Raw genomic sequence first — 25619 nt, 5'->3', positions numbered from 1 at the left:
GCAACAGCAGGCTATCGGATGATCGCGATAATGATCAGAGTCGCGCCGTGGATGGCGACCGCGATATGCAGGCCGGTCCAGAACCAGTGCAGGCGGACGTGCGACAGGCGGCGGTGAAGGCTGTGATGCCTGGCCGTGGCCGCCTCGAGGTGCGGATTGTCGTGGAGGGCGCCGAGATCCTTGAGCGTCATGGTCAGGGCCTTGGCCTTGCGGCGGTGGAAAATGGCGCGCTCGTGATATTTCGCCGAGATCAGGGCGCCGTAGACGCCCAGTGTGATGATCAGTGCGCCGAGTGGGATGGTGGTGTCCGCGAACTTCTGCTGAATGATCAGTCCGCTGAGCGCCGAAATGATCACGAGGATGAAGTTGGTCATTGTCGCGCGCTGGTTCTCGGACTGCCGGAACTGCTGACGTTGCTCGTTCCAGTAAGCCAGGACGACGTCGATCTCCCTATCCATCATGATCCTCTCAGCGTCGCTGAATAGCGGGACCAGAGCAGATATTCACTCAACCAGACGTGGTCAAGGAAGCCTGCAGCGTGACCCAGGTCACTCGCGGAGGGCCAACCTGAATCGCGTTCGCGCGTCCATCGGTGCGACAAGGTTTTCCTTCGAGTCGGGAGATCAGGTTGAGTTCTCGTAGAGCCATGTGGGGGTTCGGGACCGCGGCGGTGCTGGTCGCGGCGCTGGCCGGCGCGGTGGCGGTCGCGCAGGCGGAGACGGATCCGGCAGGACCGGCTGCGCTGCCCGCCGGTTGGAGCGTGCAAGATCGGGATCTGGTGTGGACCGCGCCGGAGCCTGTTACGACGCGGGCGGCGGCGGTGGAGTTCTGGTCCGGGGATCGGATGCTCGGGCGGGCCCGGCCGGGGGCGGAACTGCGGTCGTACCACCTCGATCTGCCTGTGGATCTTGATGACCTCCAGGTGCGTGCGGCCGGCCGCCGGCTCGACGCGCCGCCGGTGAGTGCGCGGCGCGGTGCCGCGGCTCCCGTGCTGCCGGGGCAGCGGCCCGCCGCGGCCGTCGATCCGGGTGTGGCGGGGGCGTTCGAGACCGTCACCGGCGAGTACAGCCTGCCGGGCGTGCGGGTGCCGGGCTTCGAGACCGAGCTGGAGCGGCGGGCCGTGGTGGTCGCGCCGAAGAACGCGCCCGGACCTCGGCCGCTGGTCGTGCTGCTGCACGGCGTGCACTACACGTGCCACGGCGACGAGGGCCAGACCGACCAGTGGCCCTGCCCGCCCGGAACGACCGAATCGCCCAGCTTCCGCGGCTATCTCTACGCGCAGCAGCTGCTGGCCTCGCAGGGCTATCTGACGGTCTCGGTGTCGGCGAACAGCATCGACGGCCAGCCTTCCGCCGGGTCGGTCGTCGAGACCCAGGCACGATCATCGCTGGTACGGCTGCATCTTGCCGCCTGGGCCGACTGGGCCGCCGGCCGTGCCGGTGCGCCCGCGATCGTGCGCGCGGCCGGGCGCGCGGACCTGTCGAAGGTCATGCTGGTGGGTCATTCGCGCGGCGGTGAGGGCGTCAACCAGGCCGCGCTGGACAGTCTCCGCCCGCCGCCGGCCGCGCGGGACGGCTACCACGGCGAGGTCCGGTGGACGGTCCGCGGCGTGGTGGGCCTCGCGCCGACCGCGTTCGGGCAGAACCCGGTCCCGGAGATCCCGTCCGTGACCGTGCTGCCCGGCTGCGACGGCGACCTGTCCGACCTGCAGGGACAGCAGTACGTGGACGGTACGCGCGGGGTCGGGTCGGGCAGGGCGCTGCACAGTGCGCTGTACGTGATCGGCGCGAACCACAACTTCTTCAACAGCGAGTGGACGCCCGGCCAGTCGGCCACCCCGTCGTGGGACGACGCGCCGTCCGGCGACGACGCGTTGTGCGCGGCCGGTGCTGCGGCCCGGCTCACCGCGTCGCAGCAGCAGGCGGTCGGCGCGACCTACCTCGCCGCCGCGGCCCGCCTCTTCCTGGCCGGCGACGACCGGGTCCTGCCGCTGCTCGACGGCAGCGGCGTGCGGGCGCCCTCGGCCGGCCCGGCGCGCGTGCTCGGTCACGCGCTCGGCGGTGCGCGCACGCCCGCGCTGATACCGGACACGACGGTCACGGTGACCGGCGCGCGGCTGTGCGAGATGGTCACGGACGGCTGCCTCCCGGACCGGGGCGCGCCGCACTTCGTCCCGTTCGCCGGCGTGACCGAGGAGCCCGGCCGGTACGCGATCCGGCTCGACGGCGCCGCCACCGTGCGCCCGCAGGCCGCCGCCTCCCTGACCGGCGCGAGCGAGCTGGCCCTGCGCCTGATCGTGCCGCCGAACACGACCGGGAACCGGTTCGGCGTGGCGGTCACCGACGCGGCCGGCCGGCGGGCCGACCTGGGCGAGGTGACGCTGGACGGCCTGCCCGGCACGTCGTACACCTCGTCGTACTGGGCGCAGGAGGCCCGGATCCGCCTGCCCCGGCCGCTGACGTCCGTGACCGGCCTCGAACTGACCCCGCGCCAGGCCGGTCCCGCCTGGCTGATCGACGCGTGGGGCTGGCGGCCCGGCCTGCCGGCGCCGGCCCCGGAGAGCCCGGCCCGGGTCGACGTCGGCGAGCTCACCGTGGACGAGGGTGACGCGGGCACGACGACCCACCGGGTCCCGGTCGAGGTCACCGGCGGCGCGACCGGCCAGGTCAGACTGTTCCTGCGCGACCCGGCCACGGGCGAGCAGCGCTCCTGGGTCGCGGACGTCACGCCGGGAACATCGCGTATCGACGTGCCGATGGAGGTCGTCGGCGACACGCTGTACGGCGGTGACCAGCACTGGGCCGTGTACGCGAAGGCGGTCCGGAACACGCTGGTCGGCGCGTTCGAGGGCGGCCTGACCGTCCGCGAGAACGACCCCCGCCCGACCGTGACGATCGAGCCGTCCGAGGTCACCGCGGCCGAGGGGGAGGCGCTCACCTGGACCGTGCACCTGTCCGCGCCGGCCGCGGCCTGGCTGGCCGTGACGTTCGAGATCAAGCCACCGGCCGGGCCCGAGCTGTCCACCACGGACGTCGACCCGGTCTGGTACCGCCAGCACACGTTCGACGACCCGGAGCCGTCCCGCCAGCTGTCCGAGGCCGGCCTGCGCCTGTTCGTCTCGCTGCCACCCGGCGAGACCACCGCGGACCTCGTCGTTCCCACGGCCCGCGACGACCTCGCCGAGGGCCCGGAACACGTCCGCTGGCAGGCGCTCACCTACGACGCCGACGGCCCGGTCCCGGCCGGCTTCGCGGACGGCACGCTCACGGACGTACCCACGGCCGGCTCTTGAGGTCAGGCGCTGCCACCGATCATGGTCGGTGGCAGCGCCAGGTCGGGCAATGGGCGCCCCCGGTCGGCGACCTAGTCCTGCGCGCGCTGGCCGGTGTTGCCGTGCACGGGCGCGCCGTCGGCGTTGTAGCCGTCGCCGCCGCACATGTTCGGCAGCCGCCCCGGAGAGCGTGTCGAGGAAGCCGCCGATCTGGCGCCGCTGGCCGTTGACGAACGAGTCGACCGGCTCCAGCGGCTCGCTGGTGCGTTCCCTGGTTGCGGCGCCGGCGAGGAGTTTTAAGCCCTCACGGGGCCGGCCCTTGTCCTCGTCCGAGCCGGCGAGCGCCAGCTGGGCCCGTTCGGTCTGCCGCTTCACGGTGTAGAGCGCGTCGCCCGGATTCGCGTCCGAGCCGGCCATGGACATGCCGGACAGTGCGACCGCGCCGGCGATGACGCCGACCACGACCGCGCCGCGGGCACGCAGTCGACGTCCGGCGTCGCCGCCGCTGGGCGCCCGCGTTGCATGGCTGTGGTCGACGCCGCCGATGCCCTCTCGATCTGCGGTTGCCGCCAGCATGGTCCCGAGCGAGGCACGGAAGCCAGGATCGATGCCGACGCCCGCAGGCATCTCCGAGAGGGCCCGAACGACAGCTACCAGCGGGTCGAGCCGCTGATCGATATCCTGGCCCGGAGAATGTGGTGGCGTCTTCGCTTCCGCCCTGGCCAGGGCGGCGAACCGGGTTGCCGGCTCGCTCGTCGGCGATCTCCTCAACCGCATCCTCTGTGTGACGAACGTGAACCGTGCCTTCCGGACCTGCGGTGTCTCGATCGCGCCCACCGTGGTGACGTGATCGGCGACGGCCGCGTCCGGCCCGCGGTCCGTGTTGAGCACATCGCCGGTGAGGTGCTGCCTGGATGCGAGACGGTCGGCGACCTGGTCGCGGGCGATCGTGACCAGCCAGGCGCCGAGGTCGCGGCCCTGCTGGGTGAAGCTGCCGATCCGCTTGAGCGCGTGCAGGAACGTGTCCGACGTCAGGTCCTCGGCGAGTTGCCGGTTGCCGACCCGGGATCGGATGAAACGGAAAACCGTGTCCACGTAGCGGTCGTAGATCAGCCCGAACGCCTCGGACTCGCCGGCTTGGGCGCGCTCGACCAGCTTTCCGACCCCGCTTGAGTCCGGCGCTGTGCTTCCCGATGACGTGGCGTGCGTTCGCGGGGACTCCGCAGCCGGGATGGTGTTCATCCACCTCGGCAATTCGGTCACGATCAGGGGACTCTGCGGGGGAGGGGCGGCTTCTCTCAGCAGGTCGTCAGGGACGGTGCACACCAATGCCTCCGCAGCAGCGACGGCCTTGAGGCGGGCACGCCGCCGGGCGAGTTCACCGCCGGCCAGGCGGGACTCCACGATCTGATCGACAAGGCCGAGGACGTCGATGGCCAGTTCCTGCATGGTCGGCTCGTGCAGGCGGGGGGTGGAGCCGTCGTCGGAGGTGTTCACCGGTTCTCCTTCCCGGACAGACCCGTGGTGCCGGCCGCACACACCTCGCGCGTCATGTTCTCCTTCTCCTCCGTCAGGAGGCGCTTGAGACGTTCGCGAGCCAGGTGCAGGTGCTGGCGGACAGTGGCCTCCGTCTTGCCGACGACGGGGGCGATCTCCTGCGCGCTTATCCCATCAAGGAAGCACGCCATCACCTCGCGCTGAGCCGGAGAAAGAGCGCCCAGCTGCTGTATCACCCATTCCCAGCTCTCGTGCTCGCTCAGTTCCGGGCACATCTCAGCCTCGGGAACGAGGTGGCCTCCGGCGATCTGGCGTTTCAGCCGGTCGGCGTCCCGTTGCCGGCGCTTCGAGAGTTCGTTTCTGACCGCCTGGCTGGCGTAGGCGACCGGGTAGATGGGACGCCCCGGCGTGTTCCAACGCTGGTAGAGGCGGAGCATCACCTCGTTGATCGCTTCCTCGGCCTCGGCGACCGCGCTGCCGTGCGAGACGCCGACCGCGATGCCGGCCATGATCCCCATTTTCAGGAGGCGGGGGTATATCGCGTCATAGAAGTTGTCGAAATCCAGGAGGTCTGGCATGGAGATCCCGGTATCGGGCCGGGCGCGGTGATCAGGCGGCGCCTGAATCAAGCCCTTCTCCATTCGGATCACGGCCAACCTCCGGTTCGTCGTCGCGGACTGTCCGCCCTCACCTCCCTGGATCCGCAGGACCGAGCCCGTGTGAAGGTGCCCTCCGCACTTTTTTGAGACGGCGGTCATTGCCGGGTCAGGACGAGCACTCCGACCACGATCACGGCCGACACCGAGGCGATCGCCGTCACCACCACCGAGGCCGAGACGGCGTAGACCCCGCCGATCCCCACCAGCATTCCGTTGATCATCCCCAACAGCCCGGTGGTGCCCGGTCCTCGAACATCCACGACGTCCCGCGGAGGCCGTGATCCGGTGACGTCCGCGATGCGCTGCCGCGCAGCACCGGTCTCGTTCTCATCGTCGATGCTCATGTTCGTCCTGCCCGTGACCCGGACGGTGCCGTTGCACCGCTCTCCTGACCTGAGATCTGTGGCCGGGCCGTGGCGTGAAGATCGGTGGCTGGCGCATCGAGGCGCTGCCGCCCGCCCGTGGTCTCGCCGAGCCTCGAGACCACGGACAGCCGGTACGAACGGATCAGGACAGTCCCGCCGCCTTTGCCGCCAGCTCGTAGCTGCGGACCCGCGCCTGCGGGTCGTACACGCCGCAGAACAGCATCAGCTCGTCCGCGCCGGTCTGGTCCACCAGGTCCGTGAAGCGGCGCGCGACCGTCTCGACGCTGCCGCGGGCCTGTGATGCCGAGTGGGCCGCGATCATGTCGCGGGCGGCCTCCGGGACCCCGTGGCTCTCGGCCTGTGCGGGTGTGGGGAGCGCGAGCGCGATCTGGCCGGTCATGGCGCCGACCTTGGCCACGTCCATGGCGCGGCCCAGGCGGGCGGCCTCCTCGTCGGTGTCCGCGACGATCGTCTCGACGCAGATCATCACGTACGGCCGGTCGGCCCAGCGGGACGGCGTGAACAGCTCGCGGTAGCGTGCCGCGGCCGCGACCGTGTTGTCCGGGCGGATGTGGTGGGCGAGCGCGATCGGCAGCCCGAGCCGCGCGGCCAGCTCCGCGCCGGCCGGGCTGGAGGACAGCAGCCACGGCGCGGGCCCGCCGGCGGCCGGCGGCCAGCCGTTGATCAGCGCGACGCCCGCCTCGCCGGACAGGTAGCCGATCAGCTCCGCCACGTCCGCCTGGTACTCCGCGTCGGTCGACGGCTCGCCGCCGCGGCGCAGCCCACGGATGATCTTCTCGTCGTGGGTGCCGGGACCGCGGCCGACGCCCAGATCGATGCGGTCCGGGTGGAGCGCGGCGAGCGTGGCGAACTGCTCGGCGAGCGCGAGCGGCGCGTGGTTCGGGGCGAGGACGCCGCCGGAGCCGAGCCGGATCCGGCCGGTCTGCGCCGCGTAGTGCGCGATCAGGACGGCCGGGACCACGCTGGACGCGATCCCGGCGCCGTGGTGCTCCGCGAACCAGACCCGCCGGTATCCGAGTTCGTCGACGGCCTTCACGGCGCGCCCGGCGGCGTCGAGCGCCTCCGTGGCCGTCCGCCCGTCCTCGGTCAGCGCCAGCTCCAGTGCAGACAGTGCGATTCCCATGCCGCCACCCTAGCCACGCTCCGCGATGATCCCGTGGTCGGCAGTTTTCAGATCAAGGGCCGGCCGGGGGTACGGGTCAGGCCGCCGCGAGCCCGGCCTTGACCCCGCGGGTGACGTCGTCCGCGAGGATCTGCGGCGTGCCCGCGGCGATGCCGTCGAGCGCGAGCGCGGCCACCAGTGCGGGGTCGATCTTCTGGTCGGCCGGGATGGAGGCGGCCATGTCCGTGTCCATGAAGCCGACGTGCAGTGCGGAGACGGTGATGCCGCGCGGGGCCAGCTCTTCGCGTACCGCGTCGGTCATGGCCCATCCCGCGGCCTTGGCCGCGCTGTAGGCGCCGGCCCACGCCGGGTGGTGCCAGGAGAGCACGGACAGCACGTTGAGGATCGCGCCGCCGCCGGCCGCCTCGATGACCGGTGCGAACGCGCGGGTGACGGTGAGCGTGCCGAAGTAGTGCGTCTCCATCTCCAGGCGGATCAGGTCGGTGTCGCCGTCGAGCAGCGCCTGCCCGGTGGCGGACCCGGCGTTGTTGATCAGGAGGTTGACGTCCGGCGCGGCCGTGACCGCGTGTCGCACGGAGGCGGGGTCGGTGACGTCGATCCGCACCGGTACGACGCCGGGCAGGTCGATCGTCTCCGGGTCGCGTGCACCGGCGTAGACGGTGGCGCCGCGGGCGAGCAGCTGGGATGCGAGGTGGCGGCCGAGACCGCGGTTGGCGCCGGTGACCAGCGCGACTGCCTGGGTGAGTTCCATGCGCTTTAGATTACGCACATCATCTAACAGGTCAAGGGTAATAGATGACACACCACATCTATACTGGGGATCATGGGACGGGTATCGCAGGCACAGGCGCAGGAGAACCGGAAGCAGATCGTGCGGATCGCGGCGCGGCTGTTCCGCGAGCGCGGGGTGGCCGGCGTCAGCGTCGCGGACGTGATGGCCGAGGCCGGTCTGACGCACGGCGGCTTCTACAAGCACTTCGCCTCCAAGGAGGCACTGGTCGCGGAGGCGGTCGCGCAGGCGTTCGCGCAGCGGGCGGACCTGCTGGCCACCGTGCCGCGGGACGCGTTCATCGCGGGCTACCTCTCCGCCGCGCACCGGGACGCGGCCGGCGACGGCTGCCCGTCCGCGGGCTTCGGCGGCGACCTGGCACGGGCCGGGCAGGACGCGGGCGCGCGGGCGGAGTACGCCCGGGGCGTCGAGATGTACGCGGACTGGCTGGACGGCGACCTGGCCACGCTGAGCACCATGGTCGGCGCGATCATCCTCGCGCGCGCCACCGCCGGCACGGACGTCTCCGACCGCATCCTCGCCACCGCCCGCGACCGTCTGGTCCCGCGCGCGGTCTGAGAGCGCGGTCTTGAGAGCGCGGTCTGAGCGCTCAGTGGGGGTGAAGGTCCCCGCGACGCCCGCCGAGAGGGTGGCTGCGGGAGGACGCCGGCATCCCCGCGTCGTTCCGGGCGGCCGGCGTCGACGAGCACGCGTTCCTGGCCGCTGCCGCATCAGGCGGTTGAACGCCCACGCGGAACAGGGTGCGCCCGCGAACCCGCACCTGCCGATGCTCGACGACCTGCGGGAATTGATGCGCGAGGCCTGCTACGGCACGGCCGGGCCCGCCCGGCCCGGTCCGTGCCCGCAGCGGCTCACCAGTGGGTCAGCAGCAGATGGTTGACGATCAGCGCCACCGCGGCCTGGACCCCGAGCCAGGCCCGGTGGTGCCGAAGGGGCAGCATGCCGGCGCCGGCGAGCAGCCAGATCGCGAACGGCAGCCAGATCCGCTCGACCTCGGCCTTGCTGTAGCCGGACGCGTCCGCCGCCAGGATCGCCAGGACCGCGGCCGCCACCAGCACCCAGGTCGCGTGCGGGCCCCGACGGGGCATGATCCGCGGACGGACCGCCCGGACGGCGCGCGACGCGGCCCGGCGCACGATCGCCGCGGCGGCCGGCCCGGCGCTGACCGTGAGCGCGGCCAGGTTCGCCCAGACCCAGTACGCGTACCGCCGGTCCGTGGCGATCCCCTGGTAGTACCGCTCGATGACCAGGTGGTATCCGGTCGGCCACCAGAATCCGGCGGCGGCGAAGGCGGCCACGACCACGGCCGCGCCGACCGGTGCCCACACCGCGATCAGCACCCGGGTCCGGGCGAGCACCAGCACGGCCAGCGCGATCGGGGCCATCAGCACCAGTCCGTACGACAGGAAGCAGCCGAAGCCGAGCAGCACGCCCGCGGTGAACAGCCGGACCGGGCGCCGCCGCACCGCACCGGACGCCAGCAGCGCGATCCCGGTGGCGGTGACGCCGGCGAACAGCCCGTCCGCGGACACGCCCACCCACACCGCGCCGGGGAACAGCACCACGAACGGCACGGCGGCCCGCGCGGCGTCGTCCGTGCCGAGTGACCGCACCGTCCAGGGCACCGCGACCGCGATCAGCGCGCCGGTCAGCACGCACAGCATTCCGGCCCAGCCGCCACCGCCGAGGCCCAGCCGGTCCAGCGCGACGAAGACCAGCAGCGCGCCCGGCGGATGCCCGGACACGTGCGTGGTCCACGAATCCGGCTGGAAGTCGAGGATCCGGCCGGTGAACCCGGCCAGCATCGCAGGCACGTCGGTGACGCCCGGGACCTCGTGCAGATATTCGTGTGTGGTGGTGAGCCGGCCCGCCACGCCCCGGTCCCAGCCGTCGACCAGCGCGAGCGCCAGCGTCCAGGCGACCGCGGTCGGATAGGCCACGACCGGCAGCCACCGCCACGACAGCGTGGCAGCCACGCGCGGGCCGTGGACGCAGACCAGGACCGCGATCGCCACGGCCGGCGGGGTGCCCGGTCCGGCGTGCGGGAGCCAGTGCGCGAACAGCGGCGCGGCCGGGGCGTAGACCGGCGATCCGGCGAGCCACAGCAACCCGCCGACGACCGCGGCGACGACGACCAGCCCGATCGCGAGCCCGCCGGCGACCGCGTCCGGATGGGGCCTCGGCCGTGTCCGCCGGGCGAGGTCCGGGCTCGGCCCGGTCGGATCCGGGCTCATCCGCGCAGCGGAGCGTCGGCGAACTCCGCCATCCCGGCCGCCGGCAGCACGGCGGCCCGGAAGCCCAGCTCCGTCTCGGCCCGCCGCGGCGACGCGACCACGTGCCGCACGTCGCCGAGCCGGAATTCCCCGGTGGTCACCGGCGTCGGACCGCCCGCCGCCTCGGACAGCGCCACAGCCATCTCACCGATGGTCGCCGGGTGGCCGGAGGCGACGTTGTACGCACGCCAGCCCGGCCGTGCCGCGGTCGAGACCAGCGCGGCCACGTTCGCGGCCGCCACGTCGCGCACGTGCACGAAGTCGCGCCGCTGACCGCCGTCCTCGAACACCCGCGGCGGGCGGCCGGCCGCCAGCGAGGACCGGAAGATCGCGGCCACCCCGCTGTACGGCGTGTCCTTCGGCATCCGCGGCCCGTACACGTTGTGGTATCGCAGCGCCGCCACCGCGCCCCCGGTCTGCCGCGCCCATGCCGAGGTCAGGTGCTCCTGCGCGACCTTCGTGGCCGCGTAGACGCTGCGCGGGTCGAGCGGTGCGTCCTCACCGATCAGCCCGGGGACGAGCGACGCCCCGCAGTCCGGGCAGACCGCCTCGAACCGTCCGGCGGCGAGGTCGGCCTCGGCACGCGGCTCCGGGCGGGACGGGCCGTGCCGCGGGCACTCGTAGGCGCCCTCGCCGTAGACGACCATCGAGCTGGCGAGCACCAGGCGGCGTACCCGGGCACGGGCCATCGCGGCCAGCAGCACCGCGGTGCCCAGGTCGTTCGCGCCCACGTAGTCCGGCAGGTCGTCCAGGTCGACGCCGAGCCCGACCATCGCGGCCTGGTGCACCACCACGTCCACGCCGGAGAGCGCATCGTCCATCGCGGTCCGGTCACGGACGTCCGCGACCCGGACCGGGCAGCCGGCGATCTCCGCCGGGATCGGCGCCCGGTGCGCGGCCGGGCTGCCGGAGTCGATGACGGTCACGTCGTGGCCCGCGCTGAGCAGCGCCTCCACCACGTGCGATCCGATGAAGCCGGCACCGCCGGTCACAAGCACATGTGTCACGGTGCCGACCGTAGGGCCGCGGCAGGGGTTCGGCGGCGTACGTCACCGGACGGTAAGGGTTCGTCATCGTTCGATAAGGATTCGCGGGCCGGATCCCTCATAGCGTGCGGAGCATGACCGATGTGGTGCTGCCCTGCCGTGATGAGGAACGGGCCCTGCCGGGCCTGCTGACCAGGATGCCGGCCGGCTACCGGCCGATCGTCGTCGACAACGGCTCGGCCGACGCGACCGCCGCCGTGGCCCGCGCGCACGGCGCGGAGGTGATCACCTGCCCGCAGCCCGGCTACGGCGCCGCCGTCCACGCCGGGGTCCTCGCCGCGGACCCGGACGACGGCGTGGTCTGCGTGATGGACGCGGACGGCTCGTTCGACCCGGCCCAGCTGCCGCTGCTGGCCGATCCGGTCCGGGACGGGCGGGCCCGGCTCGCCACCGCCCGCCGCCGCCCGGTCGCCCGCGGGGTGTGGCCGCTGCATGCGCGGGCCGGCAACGCGGTGCTCGCCCGCCGGCTGCGCCGCACCACCGGGCTGCAGGTCCACGACATCGGCCCGATGCGGGCCGTCCGACGCGACGACCTGCTCTCGCTCGGCCTGCGCGACCGCCGCTTCGGATATCCGCTGGAGTTGCTGATCGCGGCCGGGCGGGCCGGCTGGGAGGTGCTGGAGGTCGACGTCGACTACCACCCGCGTGCGGCCGGCACCCACTCCAAGGTCACCGGCACCGTGCTCGGCACGGCCCGCGCCGTGCGTGACATGAGCGCGGTGCTCGCCCGATGACCGGCCAGATCCTGCTGCTGGCCAAGGCGCCGGTGCCGGGCCGGGTGAAGACCAGGCTGTGCCCGCCGTGCACCCCGGAGCAGGCCGCGGGCGTCGCCGCGGCCGCGCTCGCGGACACCGTGGACACCGTCACCGCGTCGGCCGCGGACCGGCGGGTGCTCGTCCTCGACGGCGCCCACCCGGCGCCGCCCGGCTGGACGGTCACCGCGCAGCGCGGCGGGCCGCTGGGGGAGCGGCTCGCGCACGCGTTCGCCGACCACGCCGGCCCGGCCACGATCCTGATCGGCATGGACACCCCGCAGCTGACCACGGCCGGGCTCGACGCGGCGCTGCGTCTGCTGACCGGCTGGGGCGGGCCGGACGCGGTGCTCGGCCTCGCCGCGGACGGCGGCTGGTGGGCGCTCGGCCTGCGCGATCCCGGGGGCACGAAGGCTCGCGCCGCCGTCGCCGGGTTGCGCGACATTCCCACCTCCCGGTCCGACACCGGCGCGCGGACGCTCGCCCTGTTCCGCGGCGAGGGCCTGCGGGTGGCGCTGCTGCCGGTGCTGCGCGACGTGGACACCGCGGCCGACGCGGCCGAGGCCGCCGCGCTCTGCGCCGGGGACAGCCGGTTCGCCCGTACCGTCGCGGCGGTGGGCCTGTGACCGCGGTCTTCGAGGACGCGTTCCGGCGCCTGGAAGCGGGACGGCCGGCCACGATCACGGTCCGGGACGTCACGTTCGAGCCCGCGCTCTGGTGCCGGGACGACCTGCCCGGCGACAGCGTCCTGCGCGACGCGTGCACCGGCCCCACGCTCGACGTCGGGTGCGGCCCCGGCCGGCTCACGGTCGCACTGGCCCGTGCGGGACGGCCCGCGCTCGGCATCGACGTCAGTGCCGCCGCCGTCCGGATGGCACGGCGCCGGGGCGCGTCGGCGCTGCTGCGGGACGTGTTCGACCCGCTGCCGGGGGCGGGCCGCTGGGAGCACCTGCTGCTGGCGGACGGCAACATCGGCATCGGCGGTGACCCGGTCCGGCTGCTGCGCCGCTGCCGCGCGCTGCTGGGACCGTCCGGCCTGCTGCACGCGGAACTCGCGCCGCCCGGCACCCCGACCTGGTCCGGCACGGCGATCGCGCGCAGCGGCGCCGGCGCCACCACGATCTCCTGGGCCGCCGTCCCGATCGACGACCTGAGCGGCCCGGCCACCGCGGCCGGCCTGCGCGTGCTGCACACCCGGACGGAGGCCGGCCGATGGTTCGCCACCCTCACCCGCCGCTGAGTCGCCTGTGGACCTACCTGACGACGCCGCTCCCGCCGCCACCGGGATATCTGCGGCGCGGGCCGTTGCGAGCGGGCGCGTTCCGGTCCGGTGGCCGCTCCACCGCGCTCACCGCCCGGCTCGGCGTGCTGCTCGGCGCCGCGTTCGCGGTCTGCTTCGTGACCGGGCTGCTCAGCCACCTCATCCAGCATCCGCCCGGATGGTTCTGGTGGCCGTCGCGTCCCGCCCGGCTCTACCAGGTCACCCAGGGCCTGCACGTGGCGACCGGTCTCGCCTGCGTGCCGTTGCTCGGCGCGAAGCTCTGGGCGGTCTATCCGCTGCTGTTCACCTGGCCGCCCGCGCGCAGCGTCACGCACGCGGCCGAGCGGGCGGGCATCGGCGCACTGGTCGCCGCCGCCCTGTTCCAGCTGGTCAGTGGCGTGCTCAACGTCTCCCGCTGGTACGCGCCGATGCCGTTCCTGTTCACGGCCGCGCACTACTGGATCGGCTGGCTGGCGATCGGCGCGTTGCTGCTGCACCTCGCGGTCAAGCTGCCGATCACTCGCGCGGCCCTGCGCCGGGCACCGGACCGGAGGCCGGCAGAGGGCGCCGGCCCGCTCGGCGCTGTCCCGGCCGGGCCCGCCCGCACCGATGCCGCGCCGTCCGGGCCGTCCGCGACGGATCCCGCGACGGCCGGGCCGCCCAGCGTCCGTGCCGCGCCGTCAGGGCCGTCGTCCGAGCCGCCGGAGCCGCCTGCCGAGCCGCTCGCCGCGTCGGCGTACCGGCGGGAGCTGCTCGTCGGGGCCGGGGCGGCGGCCGGGCTGATCACGCTGTTCACCGTGGGCCAGACGGTGCGCCCGCTGGCGGGGCTGGCCGTGCTGACCCCGCGCCGCCCCGGCACCGGGCCGCAAGGCCTGCCGGTCAACCGGACCGCCGCCGACGCGGGCGTGCTCGCGTCGATCGCGGACCCCGGCTACCGGCTCGTCCTGGACGGGCCGGTCGGCGTCCGCCACCTCGACCTGGCCGCGCTGACCGCGCTCACCCCGCACACGGTCCGGCTGCCGATCGCGTGCGTGGAAGGGTGGAGCGTGACCGCCGAGTGGACCGGCGTCCGGCTCGCGGACCTGGTCGCGCTGGCCGGCGCCGACCCCCGCCGCAGCCGGGTGGTGGTCGAGTCGCTGGAGGAGCACGGCGGCTACCGCGCCTCGACCGTCACGTCACCGCACACCCACGACCCGGACACGCTGCTCGCGTTGCGCCTCAACGGCCAGATCCTGGACCCGGACCACGGCTATCCGGTACGCCTGATCGCCCCGAACCGGCCGGGTGTGCTGCAGACGAAGTGGGTTGGCCGCCTCACCGTCCGGGAGGAATCGTGAGAGCGTTCCGCGTGCTGTCGGCCGTCGCCGGGATCGCGGCCATGGGCTACGCCATGATCGGCCTGTTCACCGCGCCGGACGCCCGTCCGGCCGGCACACTGGCCTTCCTCGCGGCCGTGCTCGTCGTGCACGACGCGGTCTGGATGCCGATCGTGCTGGTCGCGGGCCTGCTCGTGACCCGGTGGGTGCCGCGCCGGGGCCGGTCCGCGATCCGGGTGCTGCTGCTCTGCGCGGTCGCGCTCGCCGCGGTCGGGCTGCCGCTGCTGCTGAGCCCCGGTCGTCCGCCCGGCCCGGCGGCGCACCCGCTGGCGTACCCCTTGATGGTCGTGATCGTGCTCCTGACCGCCGGCCTGCCGGCGCTGGTCCGGGGGCGTAAGGAAACCGAAAGGACGGCGGTCGGCGACCCCGGGCCCGATCCTCGGTAGCGTGAGCCGGATGGGACACCGGGTGCTGGTGGTGGACGACGACCCGACCGTCAGCGACGTCGTGCGCCGCTATCTGGAACAGGCCGGCTGCGAGGTCCGGCTCGCCGCCGACGGTGCGACCGGCCTCGCCGCGATCGCCGCGGAACGGCCGGACCTGGTCGTGCTGGACCTGATGATGCCCGGGATCGACGGCATCGAGGTCTGCCGGGTGTTGCGCCGGCAGTTGCCCGCGCTGCCGATCGTGATGCTGACCGCGCTCGGCGAGGAGGCGGACCGGGTGCTCGGCCTGGAGGTCGGCGCGGACGACTACGTCACCAAGCCGTTCTCGCCGCGTGAGCTGGTCCTGCGCATCCGGTCCGTGCTGCGCCGCAGCGCCGGGGCGGACGCGCTCGCGGACAGCGCCCCGACCGTGCTCACGGACGGTGACCTGACCGTCGACACCGGCCGGCGGACCGTCACGCTCGGCGGCCGGCAGCTCGGGCTGACCGTCCGCGAGTTCGACCTGCTGGTCTTCCTGCTGAGCAGCCCCGGACGGTCCTGGTCGCGGGCGGACCTGCTCAGCAAGGTCTGGGGCTGGCAGTTCGGCGACCAGTCGACCGTGACCGTGCACGTGCGCCGGCTGCGGGAGAAGATCGAGCGCGATCCGGCCGAACCCCGGCGCATCCTCACGGTCTGGGGTGTCGGCTACCGCTACGAGACGACCGGCGCATGACGGGCGACGGCTGCTGCGGCGCGCCCGGTCCGGCGATGTCCTGAGGGTATCGCCAGGGCTGAAAGAGGTCTTGGACAGCCATGTGTGTCGATGGAACGGTGGGATCGCGGCCCGATGAGAGCGGCGATTCCATTCATCTGCACGAGGACTGTGTCATGCGCGTTTTTGTCACCGGCGGGACCGGCCATTCCGGTTCGTACATCATTCCCGAGCTCGTCGCGGCCGGCCATGAGGTCACCGGACTGGCCCGGTCCGAGGCGGCCGCGGCGGCGATCTCCGCGCTCGGCGCGAAGGTGCGCCGCGGGGAACTGCAGGATCTCGACGGGCTCAAGGAGGCGGCCGCGGACGCCGACGGCGTCGTTCACGTCGCGCACCGGCAGGATCTGCTGGTCACCGGCGGGATCGACGCCGTGGCCGCGGCCGAGGTCCCGATCATGCACGCGTACGGCGAGGCACTGGCCGGAACAGGGAAACCGCTGGTCGTGGCCGGAAGCATCGGCTCGTCCGGACCCCTGGGGCGGCCGGTCACGGAGGAGGACTCGGCCTTGATCGCCGGCGACGAGCACCGGGGCACGCTGCACGCGCGCAACGTCGTGGAGACCACGGTCATCGGGCTCGCGGAGCGGGGTGTGCGGTCGTCGGTCGTGCGGATCGCGAACATCGCGCACAGCACCACCGACCGTGCCGGCTTCCTCCTGCGGCTGATCGCGCTCGCGAAGGAGAAAGGATTCGCGGGCTATCCCGGGGACGGCGCGAATCTGTGGAACGCGGTGCACATCCGGGATGTCGCGTCGCTGTTCCGGCTGGCGCTGGAGAAGGGGCCGGCCGGCAGCTACTGGCACGCGGTCGAGGACGGGGGTGTGCCGTTCCGGGAGATCGCCGAGGCCGTCGGCGCCCGGCTGGGCGTGCCCGCGGTGAGCATTCCGGCGGACGTGCTGATGGTGCCGGGCTACTTCGGGTTCCTCGCGAACATCGTCACGCAGAGCTACCCGGCGTCGAATCTCATCACCCGCCGGACGCTCGGCTGGGAGCCCGCGCAGCCGCGGCTGCGCGACGATCTGGACAACGGCCACTACTTCCCGGCCGGCTGACGGTGGCGGCCGTGTCGTCCCCGCGGGCTCGACGCGGTGGGGACGGCACGGCCGGGTCGCGGGCGCGCCTGGCGTACCCCCTGATGATCTGTGGCGCCGGGGTGGTCCGCAGCCGTAAGGGATCCGCAAGGACCGGGCGGCCACGGCGTGGGTAGCGTGAGCGCATGAGGGACATGCTGCTGATCGGCGTGTACGCGTTGCTGGCCGGCGGCGTGGTCGGCGTGGTGGGGGCGACCGTGCTGCGTGCGCTGCGTGGCCGGTCGATCCTGGTGCACATCCTGCTGCTGCTGGCCGTCACCGTGCTCGCGGTCGTGGCCGGTGTCGTCACGGTCGCGCAGGCGATGTTCCTGTCCGGGCACGATCTGCGCGTCGTGCTGGTCACGGTCGGGGCGTCCGCGATGGTGAGCCTGGTGCTCGGTGCGCTGTTCGGGCGGCGGCTCGCCGCGGCCGCGGTCTGGGCGCAGGCGGCGCGGGAACGGGAGCGGCACCTGGAGGCCGGTCGCCGGGAGCTGGTCGCCTGGGTGTCGCACGACCTGCGGACGCCGCTCGCCGGGCTGCGCGCGATGGCGGAGGCGCTGGAGGACGGCGTGGTCGGCGACCCGGCGACCGCGGCCGAGTACCACCGCCGGATCAGGGTCGAGACGGATCGGATGACCCGGCTGGTCGACGACCTGTTCGAGCTGTCCCGGATCAACGCGGGGGCGCTGCGGCCGGAGGTCACGGACGTACCGCTGCGGGACGTGGTGTCGGATGCGCTCGCCGGCGTGGCGCCGCTGGCCGAGAGCCGCGGGATCATGCTGGTGGCGGCGGAGACGGGGTGGCCGGTCGTGCGGGCGGGGGAGCGCGAGCTGGCACGCGTGATCGGGAATCTGCTGGTCAATGCGGTGCGGTACACGCCGGTCGGGGGGACGGTCCGGATCGAGGGCGGGCGTGAGCGGGACGCCGTGTGGCTGGCGGTGTCGGACACGTGCGGCGGTATCGCGGAGTCGGATCTGGGGCGGGTGTTCGATGTGGCGTTCCGGGGGGAGCGTGCGCGGACGCCGGATCGGGCGGAGACGGTCGGGGCTGCCGGGGGCGGGCTGGGGCTGGCGATCGTGCGCGGGCTGGTCGAGGTGCACGACGGGCGGGTCTCGGTGCGCAATGCGGGGGACGGGTGCCGGTTCGAGGTGCGGCTGCCCGTCATCATTCGGTAAGGGTCTGTCCGGGGCGGTCCGGGGTCTACTGAAGGGGTGATTACTCCTCGTCGTTCGCTGATGGCTCTGGTTCTCGTCGTTGTCGTGACGGCCGGCCTGTACTGGTTCCAGCCGTGGAAGATCGTGACCGATCGTGAGGTGGCGGAGTCGTTGACGGTGGTGGGCGTGCCGTCGTCCTCCCCGGACGCTCAGCCGCTGGGTTCTGCGACGCCTGCCGGCCCGGTGCTCGTGCGTCAGGGCGAGTTCATCAGCCATGAGCACGACACGACCGGCCTCGCGCGCGTGATCCGCGACCCGGACGGCTCCCACACGCTGGAGATCGCCGGTCTCGACACCTCCGACGGCCCGGACCTGCGCGTCTGGCTCTCCGACCAGCCCGTCCTTCCCGGCACCGCCGGCTGGCGCGTCTTCGACGACGGCGCCAGCGTCGAGCTGGGCCGGCTCAAGGGCAACCGCGGCGACCAGGCCTACGTCATCCCGCCCGGCACCGACCTCGACCGGCTGACCAGCGTCACCATCTGGTGCGTGCGGTTCTCGGTCTCGTTCGGCGCAGCCGACCTCGCCTGACCGTCCTATGTGGCCATGACCTCGGCGGCGGTCGCACCGGCCGCCTTGCCGAGCAGCCGCCTGAACGCCGCCCGCTCCTGCTCGTCCGGATTCGCCGGCGCCGCGTCCTGCGCCTCGCCCACCCTGCCGCACCGCGTCATCAGCGCCTCCCGCCCGCGGCAGCGCCCGTTGCCGAGCTTCGCTCCCCGCCCGCCACCGGCATCAGAACCGGCTGGTCATGCCGGTCCGACCGGCGACGGCTCCCGGGCCTGACGCGCCGCGGCAATCATTACGACGGTGGCCAGCAGGACGAGCACAGCGCCGGCGTACAGCGGTCCGGTATAGCCGAGCCCAGCCGCGATAACAACCCCACCGAGCCATGCCCCGACCGCATTCCCGACGTTGGAGGCGGAGACGTTCGCACTGGCCGCGAGCGCCGCCCCGCCGGCCGCGTCCGTCACGCGAGTGATCAGCCCCGGCACGCCGGCAAATCCGGAGATCCCCATCAGGAGCATCAGGACCACGGACGCAGCGCGGCCGGCCGCCAGCACCCCGAACAGGATCAGCGTCAGTGCGAGCGCGACGAACGCAACGATCACCGTGGCATCGCGGTGTCGATCGGCGGCGCGCCCGCCCACCAGGTTCCCGATCGCCAGCCCCGCGCCGTAGACGACCAGCAGCCAGGCGACGTCCGCACCGGTGAAGCCACCCACCTCGGTGAGCGTATAGGCGATGTAACTGAACGCCCCGAACATGCCGCCGTACCCGAGCGCCGTCGCCGCCAGCGTCAGCCACACCTGCCGGGACCGGAACGCGCGCACCTGATCGCGTAACGAGGCCGGTGCTCCGTCGCTGTCACCCGCGCCGGGCGGGACCAGCGCGAGGATGCCGGCCAGCGCGACCAGCCCAACCCCGGTGATCACCCAGAACGTGGCCTGCCATCCCCAGCGTTCGCCGATCAGCGCGCCGAACGGGACGCCGACCACGTTCGCCACGGTCAGCCCGCCGAACATCACCGCGACCGCCCGCGACCTGCGGTCCGGTGTGACCAGGGCGGCCGCGACCAGTGACCCGATCCCGAAGAACGAGCCGTGGCAGAGCGCCGCCACCACCCGGCCGAGCATCATGATCTCGTAGCCCGGCGCGATCGCGCACAGCAGGTTTCCCGCGACGAACAGCGCGACCAGGCCGGTCAGCACCTGTTTGCGCGGCCTCCGGGCGGTCGCGGCGGTCAGCACGATCGCGCCGACCGCGACGCTCAGCGCGTATCCGGAGATCAGCCGTCCGGCCGCCGCCTCGGAGACGGTGAAGCTCGCGGCTACCTGCGGCAGCAGTCCCGCGATGACGAACTCGGTCAGCCCGATTCCGAACCCGCCCGCGGCCAGCGCGAACAGCCCGCCCGGCATCCTCATCCGCACGCCTCCCGCGCCATGTTTACGCAAACATCGCCCCGCGACGATCGCACCCCGGCCGGTGGCAGTCAAGGGCGGAGAGCTTTTCAGGTCTCCTTCGGGCGCGGTCCGGTGCGGACTCCGTGCGGCGTCGCGGGGAGCTCCGCGAGCGCGGCCGCGCGGATGCCACGGGCCGCGCTCCCGCGGACGATGTGTGCGAACGGTCAGGGGCGCTGCGAGAGGAGGCGGGAGATGTTGGCGATGACCTGGGGGTCTCGGAGGTAGATCTTGTGGCTCTCGACGGGATCGCCGATGTAGCCGACGGGCAGGACGACGGCGTTGAAGGGGATGCGGGACGGGTCGACGTTGTAGTACTCGACGTAGCCGACGCCGTGGGCGACGTCGTACCGGGTGGTGGAGATGTTGACGTCGCCGGTGCCGAGCATGGCGTTGCCGGACTGCACGGTGGTGCCGATCGAGCCGACCAGGTAGGCCGCGTTCGCGTCGACGCCCAGCGTCGAGGAGGTCACGCCGTACGTCGTGGTGCCGTAGCTGTGCGCCAGCAGCAGGTTGTAGGAGCCGCCGGGGACGGTGCCGGTGGCGCGCAGGCCGTCGGCGAAGCGGGACAGCGGCTCCGCGGCCGCTTCCGCGAAAGACCGGCGGAAGACCTCGCCCAGACCGTCCGGCGCGTCGTAGCCGAGCCACAGCGTCGCGGCCGTGCCCGGCGGCGCCTGCGCCACCACCGCGTCCATCCGCTCCAGCATGGCCGGCGTGGTCGCCAGGTCCGACGTCATGCCGGGCACGTAGGTCACGGTCCGTGGCGCGGTGTCCGGGTTGCCGATCGACATGATCAGCTGGCCGTCGTCCGCGGGGTCGATCTTCAGCAGGTAGGCCGGCGGCCGGTCGCCGGGCGCGGTCAGCCGTGCCTGGATCGCCTCCATCGCCGCGACCTTCCCGGTCGATCCGTGCATCACGTCGAGCTCGGGGTTCTCCCGGTAGAGCCGATGCTCGGCCAGCGCACGGTCGAGCAGCACCCGGTTCGCCCGGTCGCGGACCTCGACCGGCACGCCGTCCAGGCCGCCGATCAGCTCCGGGTGCGTGGTCACCATCCGCTCGCGCGCGTCCGCGTCCCGTCGCTCCCACCAGTCGTTGACCGCGTGCGGGTCCGTGTTCGGAGCCGGGAGCGTGGTGACCGCGAGGCCGAGGCCGTCGCGCGGCACGCCGTCCGTCTCGGCCAGCAGTTCGCGGTAGAGCTGGGAGGTGCGGGCGTCCGCGCTGCGGTACCGGCGGGCGGCGTCGTGCACGTCCTCGGACAGCCGCTCCAGCTGCGCGCTCTCCGTGTGCAGGAACGGTTGCAGCGCGGCCAGCGCGGACCGGACCGCCGCACCCGCGACGGCGGCGCCGGGCAGCCGGCCGAAGTCGGCGTCGGACGCCGTGCCCGCGGCGGCCTGCTTCTCGTCGGCCGGCCCCAGCTCGGCCGCGGCCGAGGCCAGGTCGCGCGCCCCCTTGGACATGCCCTCGGGCTCCACGTAGTAGTGCACGGGTGCCTCCCGTTCGGATCGCCGGATGCGGTGACGGTAGCGGCGCGGCACCCGGCACCGGCAGGTCAGAACTACCCCGTACCCCCTGGGTAGTTATCACCTGCCGCAGGCAGGCCCGCGGCCGTAGCGTCGCAGCGGGAACCCAGGAGAGGAGTGAAGCGGATGACCACGGCAGAGGCGGTCAGATCGGCGCTGCTCGGCTACCAGCAGGTGCTCGCCGCGATGCTGAGGGACGTCACCGGCGACACCGGCCGGCTCACGATCATCGCCACGGCCGCGGCGGCGAGCGCGGCCCACACCGAGGCCGCGGCCGGACACCTGACGACGGCGCGCACCGGCCTCACCACCGCCTGGACCGGCCTGGGCAGCGAGACGTTCCAGGAGAGGACGGCCACGCTGCCGGCCCGGTGCACGGACGCCAACGCGCTCTGCGCCGCGCTCGGTGACGGCCTGCACCAGGTCGTCACCGAGACCGGGCGCACCCAGCTCATCATCACGCTGCTCGCGCGCACGTTCATCGCGCGATCGAACGGCATCATGGGCCGGGTCAACGCGATGAACCCGGTGCCGGACTCGGAGCTGACCGCGGCACAGCAGCTCGGCACGCGTTTCGTGGACAACGCCAAGACCCACCACCAACGCCTCGACGGTACGCTGCGCGCGTTCGCCGAGAGCGTCAACGCCCGGACCGCCACGTTCACCGCTGGTACACCAGACCCTCGCCGATAGCCAGGCGCGTCAGCTCGGAACGGCGGCGCTGGCCGGTCTTCTCGCGGATCCGGTCCAGGTGCGACCGGACCGTGCGGACGCTGATCGTCAGGGTGCGCGCGATGTCCACGTCCCGCTCGCCGTGCGCCAGCAGCGACAGTACCTGGCGTTCCCGGTCGGTCAGCGCCGTCCGTGCCGGCGGTCGCGCCACCGGGCCGCCGAGCATCCGGGCCGCCAGCGACGGCGAGACGTAGCTGCCGCCGTCCGCGACCCGGCGCATCGCGGTGGCGATCTCCGGCGCGTCCGCGAACTTGGTCAGGAACCCGCGCGCGCCGGCGGCCATCGCGGCCAGCACGTCCGTGTCGTGCGCCTGGGCGGCCAGCACCAGCGGTTTGTGCCCGGCCTCCGCGACCGCCAGCACCGCGCTCGCGCCGCCGTGCTCCTCGAGCACGACCACGCCCTGCGGCGACCGGTGCGCGAGGAACTCGTCCACGGACCCGGTCATCGGCCCCCGGACCAGGCCCGGGGCCTCGTCGATCACCCGGGCCAGCGCCTCCCGGAACAACGGGTGCTGCTCGACCACCGCCACCGTCGTCGTCATCGCCGGAACTCCTGTCTCGCACCCTGCACGGACAGCTCAGGTCCGACAGGCAACAACGACACCAGATCTTTCGGGGGTACGGATGCGCGCACGCCGTCGTAGCCGAGCGCCTTCGCCGCGTCCGCGTCCGCGAGCGGATAGCGGATGCCGCGGTCACCGACCAGATAGGACGGTGTGTCGTCATCGCCGCCGATCAGCACGCCGGTGCCGGGTGGCAGCCAGACCGCGTCCGCCGCGGTCGCCTGGTTCTCCGGCGCGGGCAGTGCGCGGGCGTTCGCGGGCAGCGGCGGTCCCCCGGCCGTCCACAGTGTCCCGTCGGCGGTGCAGAGCGCATCGGCCAGGTCGCCGCCCGGGACCGCGTCCGGCAGCCGGTCCGGGTAGCCCGGGTTGTCGTCACCGTTCTCCACCAGGTCGGCGGCGATGTCCGCGGCCGGCACCGGCAGCGCGCGCGGTTCGCCGTCCGGATAGGCGGCGCGGTTGGCCGGGTTCCCCACGATCAGCGCGGCCTCGGTCTCGGTGATCGGGCGCAGCGCGGTCGTGGTCACCAGGTAGTAGCGCGATGCGCCGCCGACGTCCTCGGTCCGCAGCACCTGCCCGGACCTGCTGCGTTGTCCGTTGCCGCCCAGCCGCGGGCCCTGCCGGCCGGCTCCCTCGACGGCGAGCGGGGCCAGCGGCGGGCCTTCCGGGATCGCGTCGAGCCATTCGCGGGTGACCGGCCGGGGCTGGACCGCGTCGTAGCCGAGCGCGACCGCGGCGCCGTCCTGCAGTGCCATGCGCCGGCCGGCGGTGATGAGGTGGCGGTCGTCGTCGGGGCCGGTGACGAGGAGGGCCCGGTCATCGAGGCTCCGCCGGTCGTCCGGACGGTCCTGACCGGCCGGCGGGGGTGCCAGGCCGCCGATGATCAGCGTGGTCTCGGTGCCCTCGGTGCAGACCGCCCACGGGCCGGTGATCAGCTGGTTGCGGGCCGGCAGCGTCGCGGGCGCGTCCGGGATGCCCAGCGGCATGCCGCGCGGCGCGTCCGCGAGCCGGGCGGCCGTGATGCTGACGGTCCGGCCACCACCGATCAGCAGTCGCGCGGACGCGTGGTTGAGCACCGGGTGCAGCAGGCCGTCCGCGCCGAGCACGAAGCCGGCGCCGGACTCCTTCTCGATGACGATCTGGCCCGGCCGGCGCCAGTCCGCGCTGGTGCCGGGCCGGAACACGGAGTAGACGAGCACCGCGACGGCCGCGAGCAGCGCCGCACCGGTCCCGGAGGCGGTGGCGATCACGGTGCGGCGGCCGGGCGCGATCGGGTGGTTCGCATCCCCGAACTGCACCGCCGAGACGACCCGTCGACGGAGGAACCTGTAGGCCTGAAGCTGATCCCGTTGCGTCCACATCGTGCGCTCCCCGTCACCGATCCGCGTTCTACGGGCTACTCCGTACGAATCGCAAAAACGGTTCACGTGCGGTGTGGATATTTCTCAGGCCTTGGTCGGCAGCGCCGACAGGGCCACGTCCACCACCTTCATGAGGCTCTGCCGGGAGGCGCCGCCCGCGGCCTCGACGGCGATTCCGCCCGCGACGGTCGCGACGTAGGCGCCGAGGGAGGCGGCGTCGGCGTCGGCGGGCATCCGGCCTGCCCTGATGGCGCGGGCGAACACGTGCTCGAGATCGTTCCGGACGTCCGTGCGCAGCGAGGCGAGTTGATCGACCACGTCGTGGTTGTCGTCGCTGCAGACCAGCGCGCCGCCGACCATGAGGCAGCCCTTCGGATGGTCGGGCATGGTCCCGTCGCGGACGACGCCTTCCAGGTAGTTGCGCGAGGCCTGGACGGGGTCGTCCACGGCGAGCGCCTCGGCCCGGCGGGCGAGCCTGGTCCGCATGTAACGGTTCATGACCTTGTCGAAGAGCGCGCGCTTGTTCCCGAAGGCGGCGTACAGGCTGGGGGCGCCGATGCCCATGCTCGCGGTCAGATCGGCGATCGACGTGCCGTCGTAGCCCTGGCGCCAGAACACGTCGATCGCGCGGTCCAGTGCCTGGTCGGCGTCGAACTCTCGCTGCCTGCCACGCGGCATGCCGGCCTCCTCTGCTGATCTCACCCGCACAACCGCAGCAGGGTGGCAGACCTTCCCGGAGGCCTGGCCACCGGGTGTCGATCCTAGGTGGCCGGCGGCCACCGCCGGACGTCCGGCGGTGGCCGCGCGCGTGTCACATCGCCTTTGCCAGGTGGCCGCCGTCCACGAGGATGGTCTGGCCGGTCAGGAAGCTCGCCCGGTCGCTCGCGACGAAGACGACGGCCTCGGCGATCTCCTCCGGTGTGCCGAGCCGGCCGAGCGGGCTGCTCTCGGCCATCTTCCGGAACCGCTCGGCGCCCATGAACTCGGTGACGTTCTCGCTGGACACGTTGCCCGGCGCGATGCCGTTGACCCGGACGTTGGCCGGGCCCCACTCGACCGCCCACGACCTGGTGTACGCGTCGATCGCGGCCTTCTGCGCGCCGTAGGTGGACATGTGGGGCATGTGGCGTGTTCCGGCCATGCTGCTGATGTTGACGACGGCGCCGCCACCGCGGGCGGCCATGCCCCGGGCGAAACCGGTGGTCAGCGCGAAGGCCGCCCGGATGTTGACGTCCCAGGACTCGGTGTTCGCGGCGAGATCCTGGTCCAGGCTCGGGCCGATGCTGTTCCGGTAGCTCGCCGCGTTGTTGACGAGCACGTCGACGTCGCCGGCCTCGTCGATCAGCCGGTCGACGTCGGCGGCGTCGCTGAGGTCGGCGAGGATGAAGCGGGCCTCGCCGCCCTCGGCGCGGATGTCGGCGACGACCTCGTCCCCGCGCTCCTGGTGCCGGCCCGTGATCAGCACCGTGGCCCCGTCGCGCGCGAAGGCCTGCGCGGTCGCGGCGCCGATCCCGCCCCGCGCGCCTGCGCCCGTGATCAGGACAGTCTTTCCCCTTGAGTGCATGACTCTCCCATATCTGTAGCGAACGTTATCTTTAACGCTCGCTACAGATATAACCAGGTGGATCCCGGGCGCG

26 protein-coding genes and 1 pseudogene are annotated in these 25619 nt (G+C 73.2%); 12 read left to right on the top strand and 15 right to left on the bottom strand.

Features of this window, described 5'->3' with window-relative positions; translation table 11 throughout:
- Positions 1-11 precede the first annotated feature (11 nt).
- A complete protein-coding gene (locus OP04_RS30155; RefSeq protein ID WP_033343236.1) occupies positions 12-461 on the bottom strand; it encodes a hypothetical protein in 450 nt (149 codons plus the stop codon).
- Positions 462-646: 185 nt separating this feature from the next.
- Between OP04_RS30155 and OP04_RS30150 the strand changes: the two genes are divergently transcribed.
- Positions 647-3292 (top strand): alpha/beta hydrolase family protein, encoded by a 2646-nt coding sequence (locus OP04_RS30150; RefSeq protein WP_033343235.1) that lies wholly within the window; start codon positions 647-649, stop codon positions 3290-3292.
- 813 nt (positions 3293-4105) lie between these two features.
- On the opposite strand, the pseudogene OP04_RS55910 reads toward OP04_RS30150, so the two are convergent.
- The 5 genes and pseudogenes from OP04_RS55910 to OP04_RS30125 form a co-directional block, all read right to left on the bottom strand.
- A pseudogene (locus OP04_RS55910) lies at positions 4106-4570 on the bottom strand (sigma factor); the annotation flags it as partial.
- 194 nt (positions 4571-4764) lie between these two features.
- Positions 4765-5409, bottom strand: coding sequence for an RNA polymerase sigma factor (locus OP04_RS30140; protein ID WP_033343233.1), 645 nt, complete (start codon positions 5407-5409; stop codon positions 4765-4767).
- A gap of 113 nt (positions 5410-5522) precedes the next feature.
- Complete coding sequence (locus OP04_RS30135) at positions 5523-5771, bottom strand: hypothetical protein (RefSeq protein WP_033343232.1); 249 nt, start codon at positions 5769-5771, stop codon at positions 5523-5525.
- Positions 5772-5934: 163 nt separating this feature from the next.
- Positions 5935-6936: an LLM class flavin-dependent oxidoreductase gene (locus OP04_RS30130; RefSeq protein ID WP_033343231.1), complete on the bottom strand. Its 1002-nt coding sequence runs from the start codon at positions 6934-6936 to the stop codon at positions 5935-5937.
- Between the two features lie 76 nt (positions 6937-7012).
- On the bottom strand, positions 7013-7687 hold the full coding sequence (locus OP04_RS30125) for an SDR family oxidoreductase (protein WP_033343230.1): 675 nt from the start codon (positions 7685-7687) through the stop codon (positions 7013-7015).
- Between the two features lie 72 nt (positions 7688-7759).
- On the opposite strand from OP04_RS30125, the gene OP04_RS30120 reads away from it, so the two are divergent.
- Positions 7760-8284, top strand: coding sequence for a TetR family transcriptional regulator (locus OP04_RS30120; RefSeq protein WP_033343229.1), 525 nt, complete (start codon positions 7760-7762; stop codon positions 8282-8284).
- A 293-nt stretch (positions 8285-8577) separates the two neighbouring features.
- Here the strand turns inward: OP04_RS30120 and OP04_RS30115 are convergent, their stop codons facing one another.
- Together OP04_RS30115 and OP04_RS30110 are read right to left on the bottom strand one after the other, a co-directional pair.
- A complete protein-coding gene (locus OP04_RS30115; RefSeq protein ID WP_051799342.1) occupies positions 8578-9960 on the bottom strand; it encodes a hypothetical protein in 1383 nt (460 codons plus the stop codon).
- Entirely contained in the window at positions 9957-11006 is a 1050-nt protein-coding gene (locus OP04_RS30110; protein ID WP_033343228.1) for an NAD-dependent epimerase/dehydratase family protein, read from the bottom strand. The genes OP04_RS30115 and OP04_RS30110 overlap by 4 nt, the downstream gene beginning before the upstream one ends.
- Positions 11007-11119: 113 nt before the next feature.
- On the opposite strand from OP04_RS30110, the gene OP04_RS30105 reads away from it, so the two are divergent.
- From OP04_RS30105 to OP04_RS30065, 9 genes are all read left to right on the top strand, one after another.
- On the top strand, positions 11120-11779 hold the full coding sequence (locus tag OP04_RS30105; protein ID WP_033343227.1) for a glycosyltransferase: 660 nt from the start codon (positions 11120-11122) through the stop codon (positions 11777-11779).
- A complete protein-coding gene (locus OP04_RS30100) occupies positions 11776-12423 on the top strand; it encodes a TIGR04282 family arsenosugar biosynthesis glycosyltransferase (RefSeq protein ID WP_033343226.1) in 648 nt (215 codons plus the stop codon). The genes OP04_RS30105 and OP04_RS30100 overlap by 4 nt, the downstream gene beginning before the upstream one ends.
- A complete protein-coding gene (locus tag OP04_RS30095; protein WP_033343225.1) occupies positions 12420-13037 on the top strand; it encodes a methyltransferase domain-containing protein in 618 nt (205 codons plus the stop codon). The genes OP04_RS30100 and OP04_RS30095 overlap by 4 nt, the downstream gene beginning before the upstream one ends.
- Positions 13010-14395 (top strand): molybdopterin-dependent oxidoreductase, encoded by a 1386-nt coding sequence (locus OP04_RS30090; protein WP_063746710.1) that lies wholly within the window; start codon positions 13010-13012, stop codon positions 14393-14395. Before OP04_RS30095 ends, OP04_RS30090 begins: the two co-directional genes overlap by 28 nt.
- The gene (locus OP04_RS30085; RefSeq protein WP_051799341.1) at positions 14392-14820 is read left to right on the top strand and encodes a hypothetical protein; all 429 of its coding nucleotides are present in this window, start codon (positions 14392-14394) and stop codon (positions 14818-14820) included. Before OP04_RS30090 ends, OP04_RS30085 begins: the two co-directional genes overlap by 4 nt.
- Before the next feature lie 10 nt (positions 14821-14830).
- Complete coding sequence (locus tag OP04_RS30080) at positions 14831-15532, top strand: response regulator transcription factor (protein WP_033343350.1); 702 nt, start codon at positions 14831-14833, stop codon at positions 15530-15532.
- 155 nt (positions 15533-15687) lie between these two features.
- Positions 15688-16623, top strand: a complete 936-nt coding sequence (locus OP04_RS30075) for an SDR family oxidoreductase (protein WP_033343223.1) — start codon at positions 15688-15690, stop codon at positions 16621-16623.
- Positions 16624-16787: 164 nt separating this feature from the next.
- Entirely contained in the window at positions 16788-17816 is a 1029-nt protein-coding gene (locus tag OP04_RS30070) for a sensor histidine kinase (RefSeq protein WP_033343222.1), read from the top strand.
- A 60-nt stretch (positions 17817-17876) separates the two neighbouring features.
- On the top strand, positions 17877-18383 hold the full coding sequence (locus tag OP04_RS30065; protein ID WP_085066872.1) for a DM13 domain-containing protein: 507 nt from the start codon (positions 17877-17879) through the stop codon (positions 18381-18383).
- 5 nt (positions 18384-18388) lie between these two features.
- On the opposite strand, the gene OP04_RS56560 is transcribed toward OP04_RS30065, so the two are convergent.
- From OP04_RS56560 to OP04_RS50305, 3 genes are all read right to left on the bottom strand, one after another.
- The gene (locus tag OP04_RS56560; RefSeq protein ID WP_269746717.1) at positions 18389-18523 is read right to left on the bottom strand and encodes a hypothetical protein; all 135 of its coding nucleotides are present in this window, start codon (positions 18521-18523) and stop codon (positions 18389-18391) included.
- Positions 18524-18598: 75 nt separating this feature from the next.
- Positions 18599-19774: an MFS transporter gene (locus OP04_RS30060; protein ID WP_232323787.1), complete on the bottom strand. Its 1176-nt coding sequence runs from the start codon at positions 19772-19774 to the stop codon at positions 18599-18601.
- Positions 19775-19977: 203 nt separating this feature from the next.
- Entirely contained in the window at positions 19978-21294 is a 1317-nt protein-coding gene (locus tag OP04_RS50305; RefSeq protein WP_051799340.1) for an alpha/beta hydrolase, read from the bottom strand.
- Between the two features lie 162 nt (positions 21295-21456).
- Here OP04_RS50305 and OP04_RS30050 point away from each other — a divergent pair, with 162 nt between their 5' ends.
- Positions 21457-22023 (top strand): hypothetical protein, encoded by a 567-nt coding sequence (locus OP04_RS30050; RefSeq protein ID WP_033343220.1) that lies wholly within the window; start codon positions 21457-21459, stop codon positions 22021-22023.
- Here OP04_RS30050 and OP04_RS30045 read toward each other — a convergent pair.
- The 4 genes from OP04_RS30045 to OP04_RS30030 all read right to left on the bottom strand — a co-directional run bounded on the left by OP04_RS30045 (position 21992) and on the right by OP04_RS30030 (position 25546).
- On the bottom strand, positions 21992-22603 hold the full coding sequence (locus OP04_RS30045; RefSeq protein WP_033343219.1) for a LuxR C-terminal-related transcriptional regulator: 612 nt from the start codon (positions 22601-22603) through the stop codon (positions 21992-21994). The two genes, OP04_RS30050 and OP04_RS30045, sit on opposite strands and share 32 nt — an antisense overlap.
- On the bottom strand, positions 22600-23982 hold the full coding sequence (gene eccB / locus OP04_RS30040; RefSeq protein WP_051799339.1) for a type VII secretion protein EccB: 1383 nt from the start codon (positions 23980-23982) through the stop codon (positions 22600-22602). The genes OP04_RS30045 and eccB overlap by 4 nt, the downstream gene beginning before the upstream one ends.
- Before the next feature lie 84 nt (positions 23983-24066).
- A complete protein-coding gene (locus OP04_RS30035) occupies positions 24067-24660 on the bottom strand; it encodes a TetR/AcrR family transcriptional regulator (RefSeq protein ID WP_033343218.1) in 594 nt (197 codons plus the stop codon).
- Between the two features lie 133 nt (positions 24661-24793).
- On the bottom strand, positions 24794-25546 hold the full coding sequence (locus OP04_RS30030; RefSeq protein ID WP_033343217.1) for an SDR family NAD(P)-dependent oxidoreductase: 753 nt from the start codon (positions 25544-25546) through the stop codon (positions 24794-24796).
- Positions 25547-25619: the final 73 nt, after the last annotated feature.

Origin of the sequence: Catenuloplanes japonicus, assembly GCF_000717135.1 — a bacterium.
GTDB classification, from domain to species: Bacteria; Actinomycetota; Actinomycetes; order Mycobacteriales; family Micromonosporaceae; genus Catenuloplanes; species Catenuloplanes japonicus.
The sequence above is the reverse complement of the archived record's forward strand: the minus strand, read 5'-3'. Positions and strand labels throughout refer to the sequence as shown.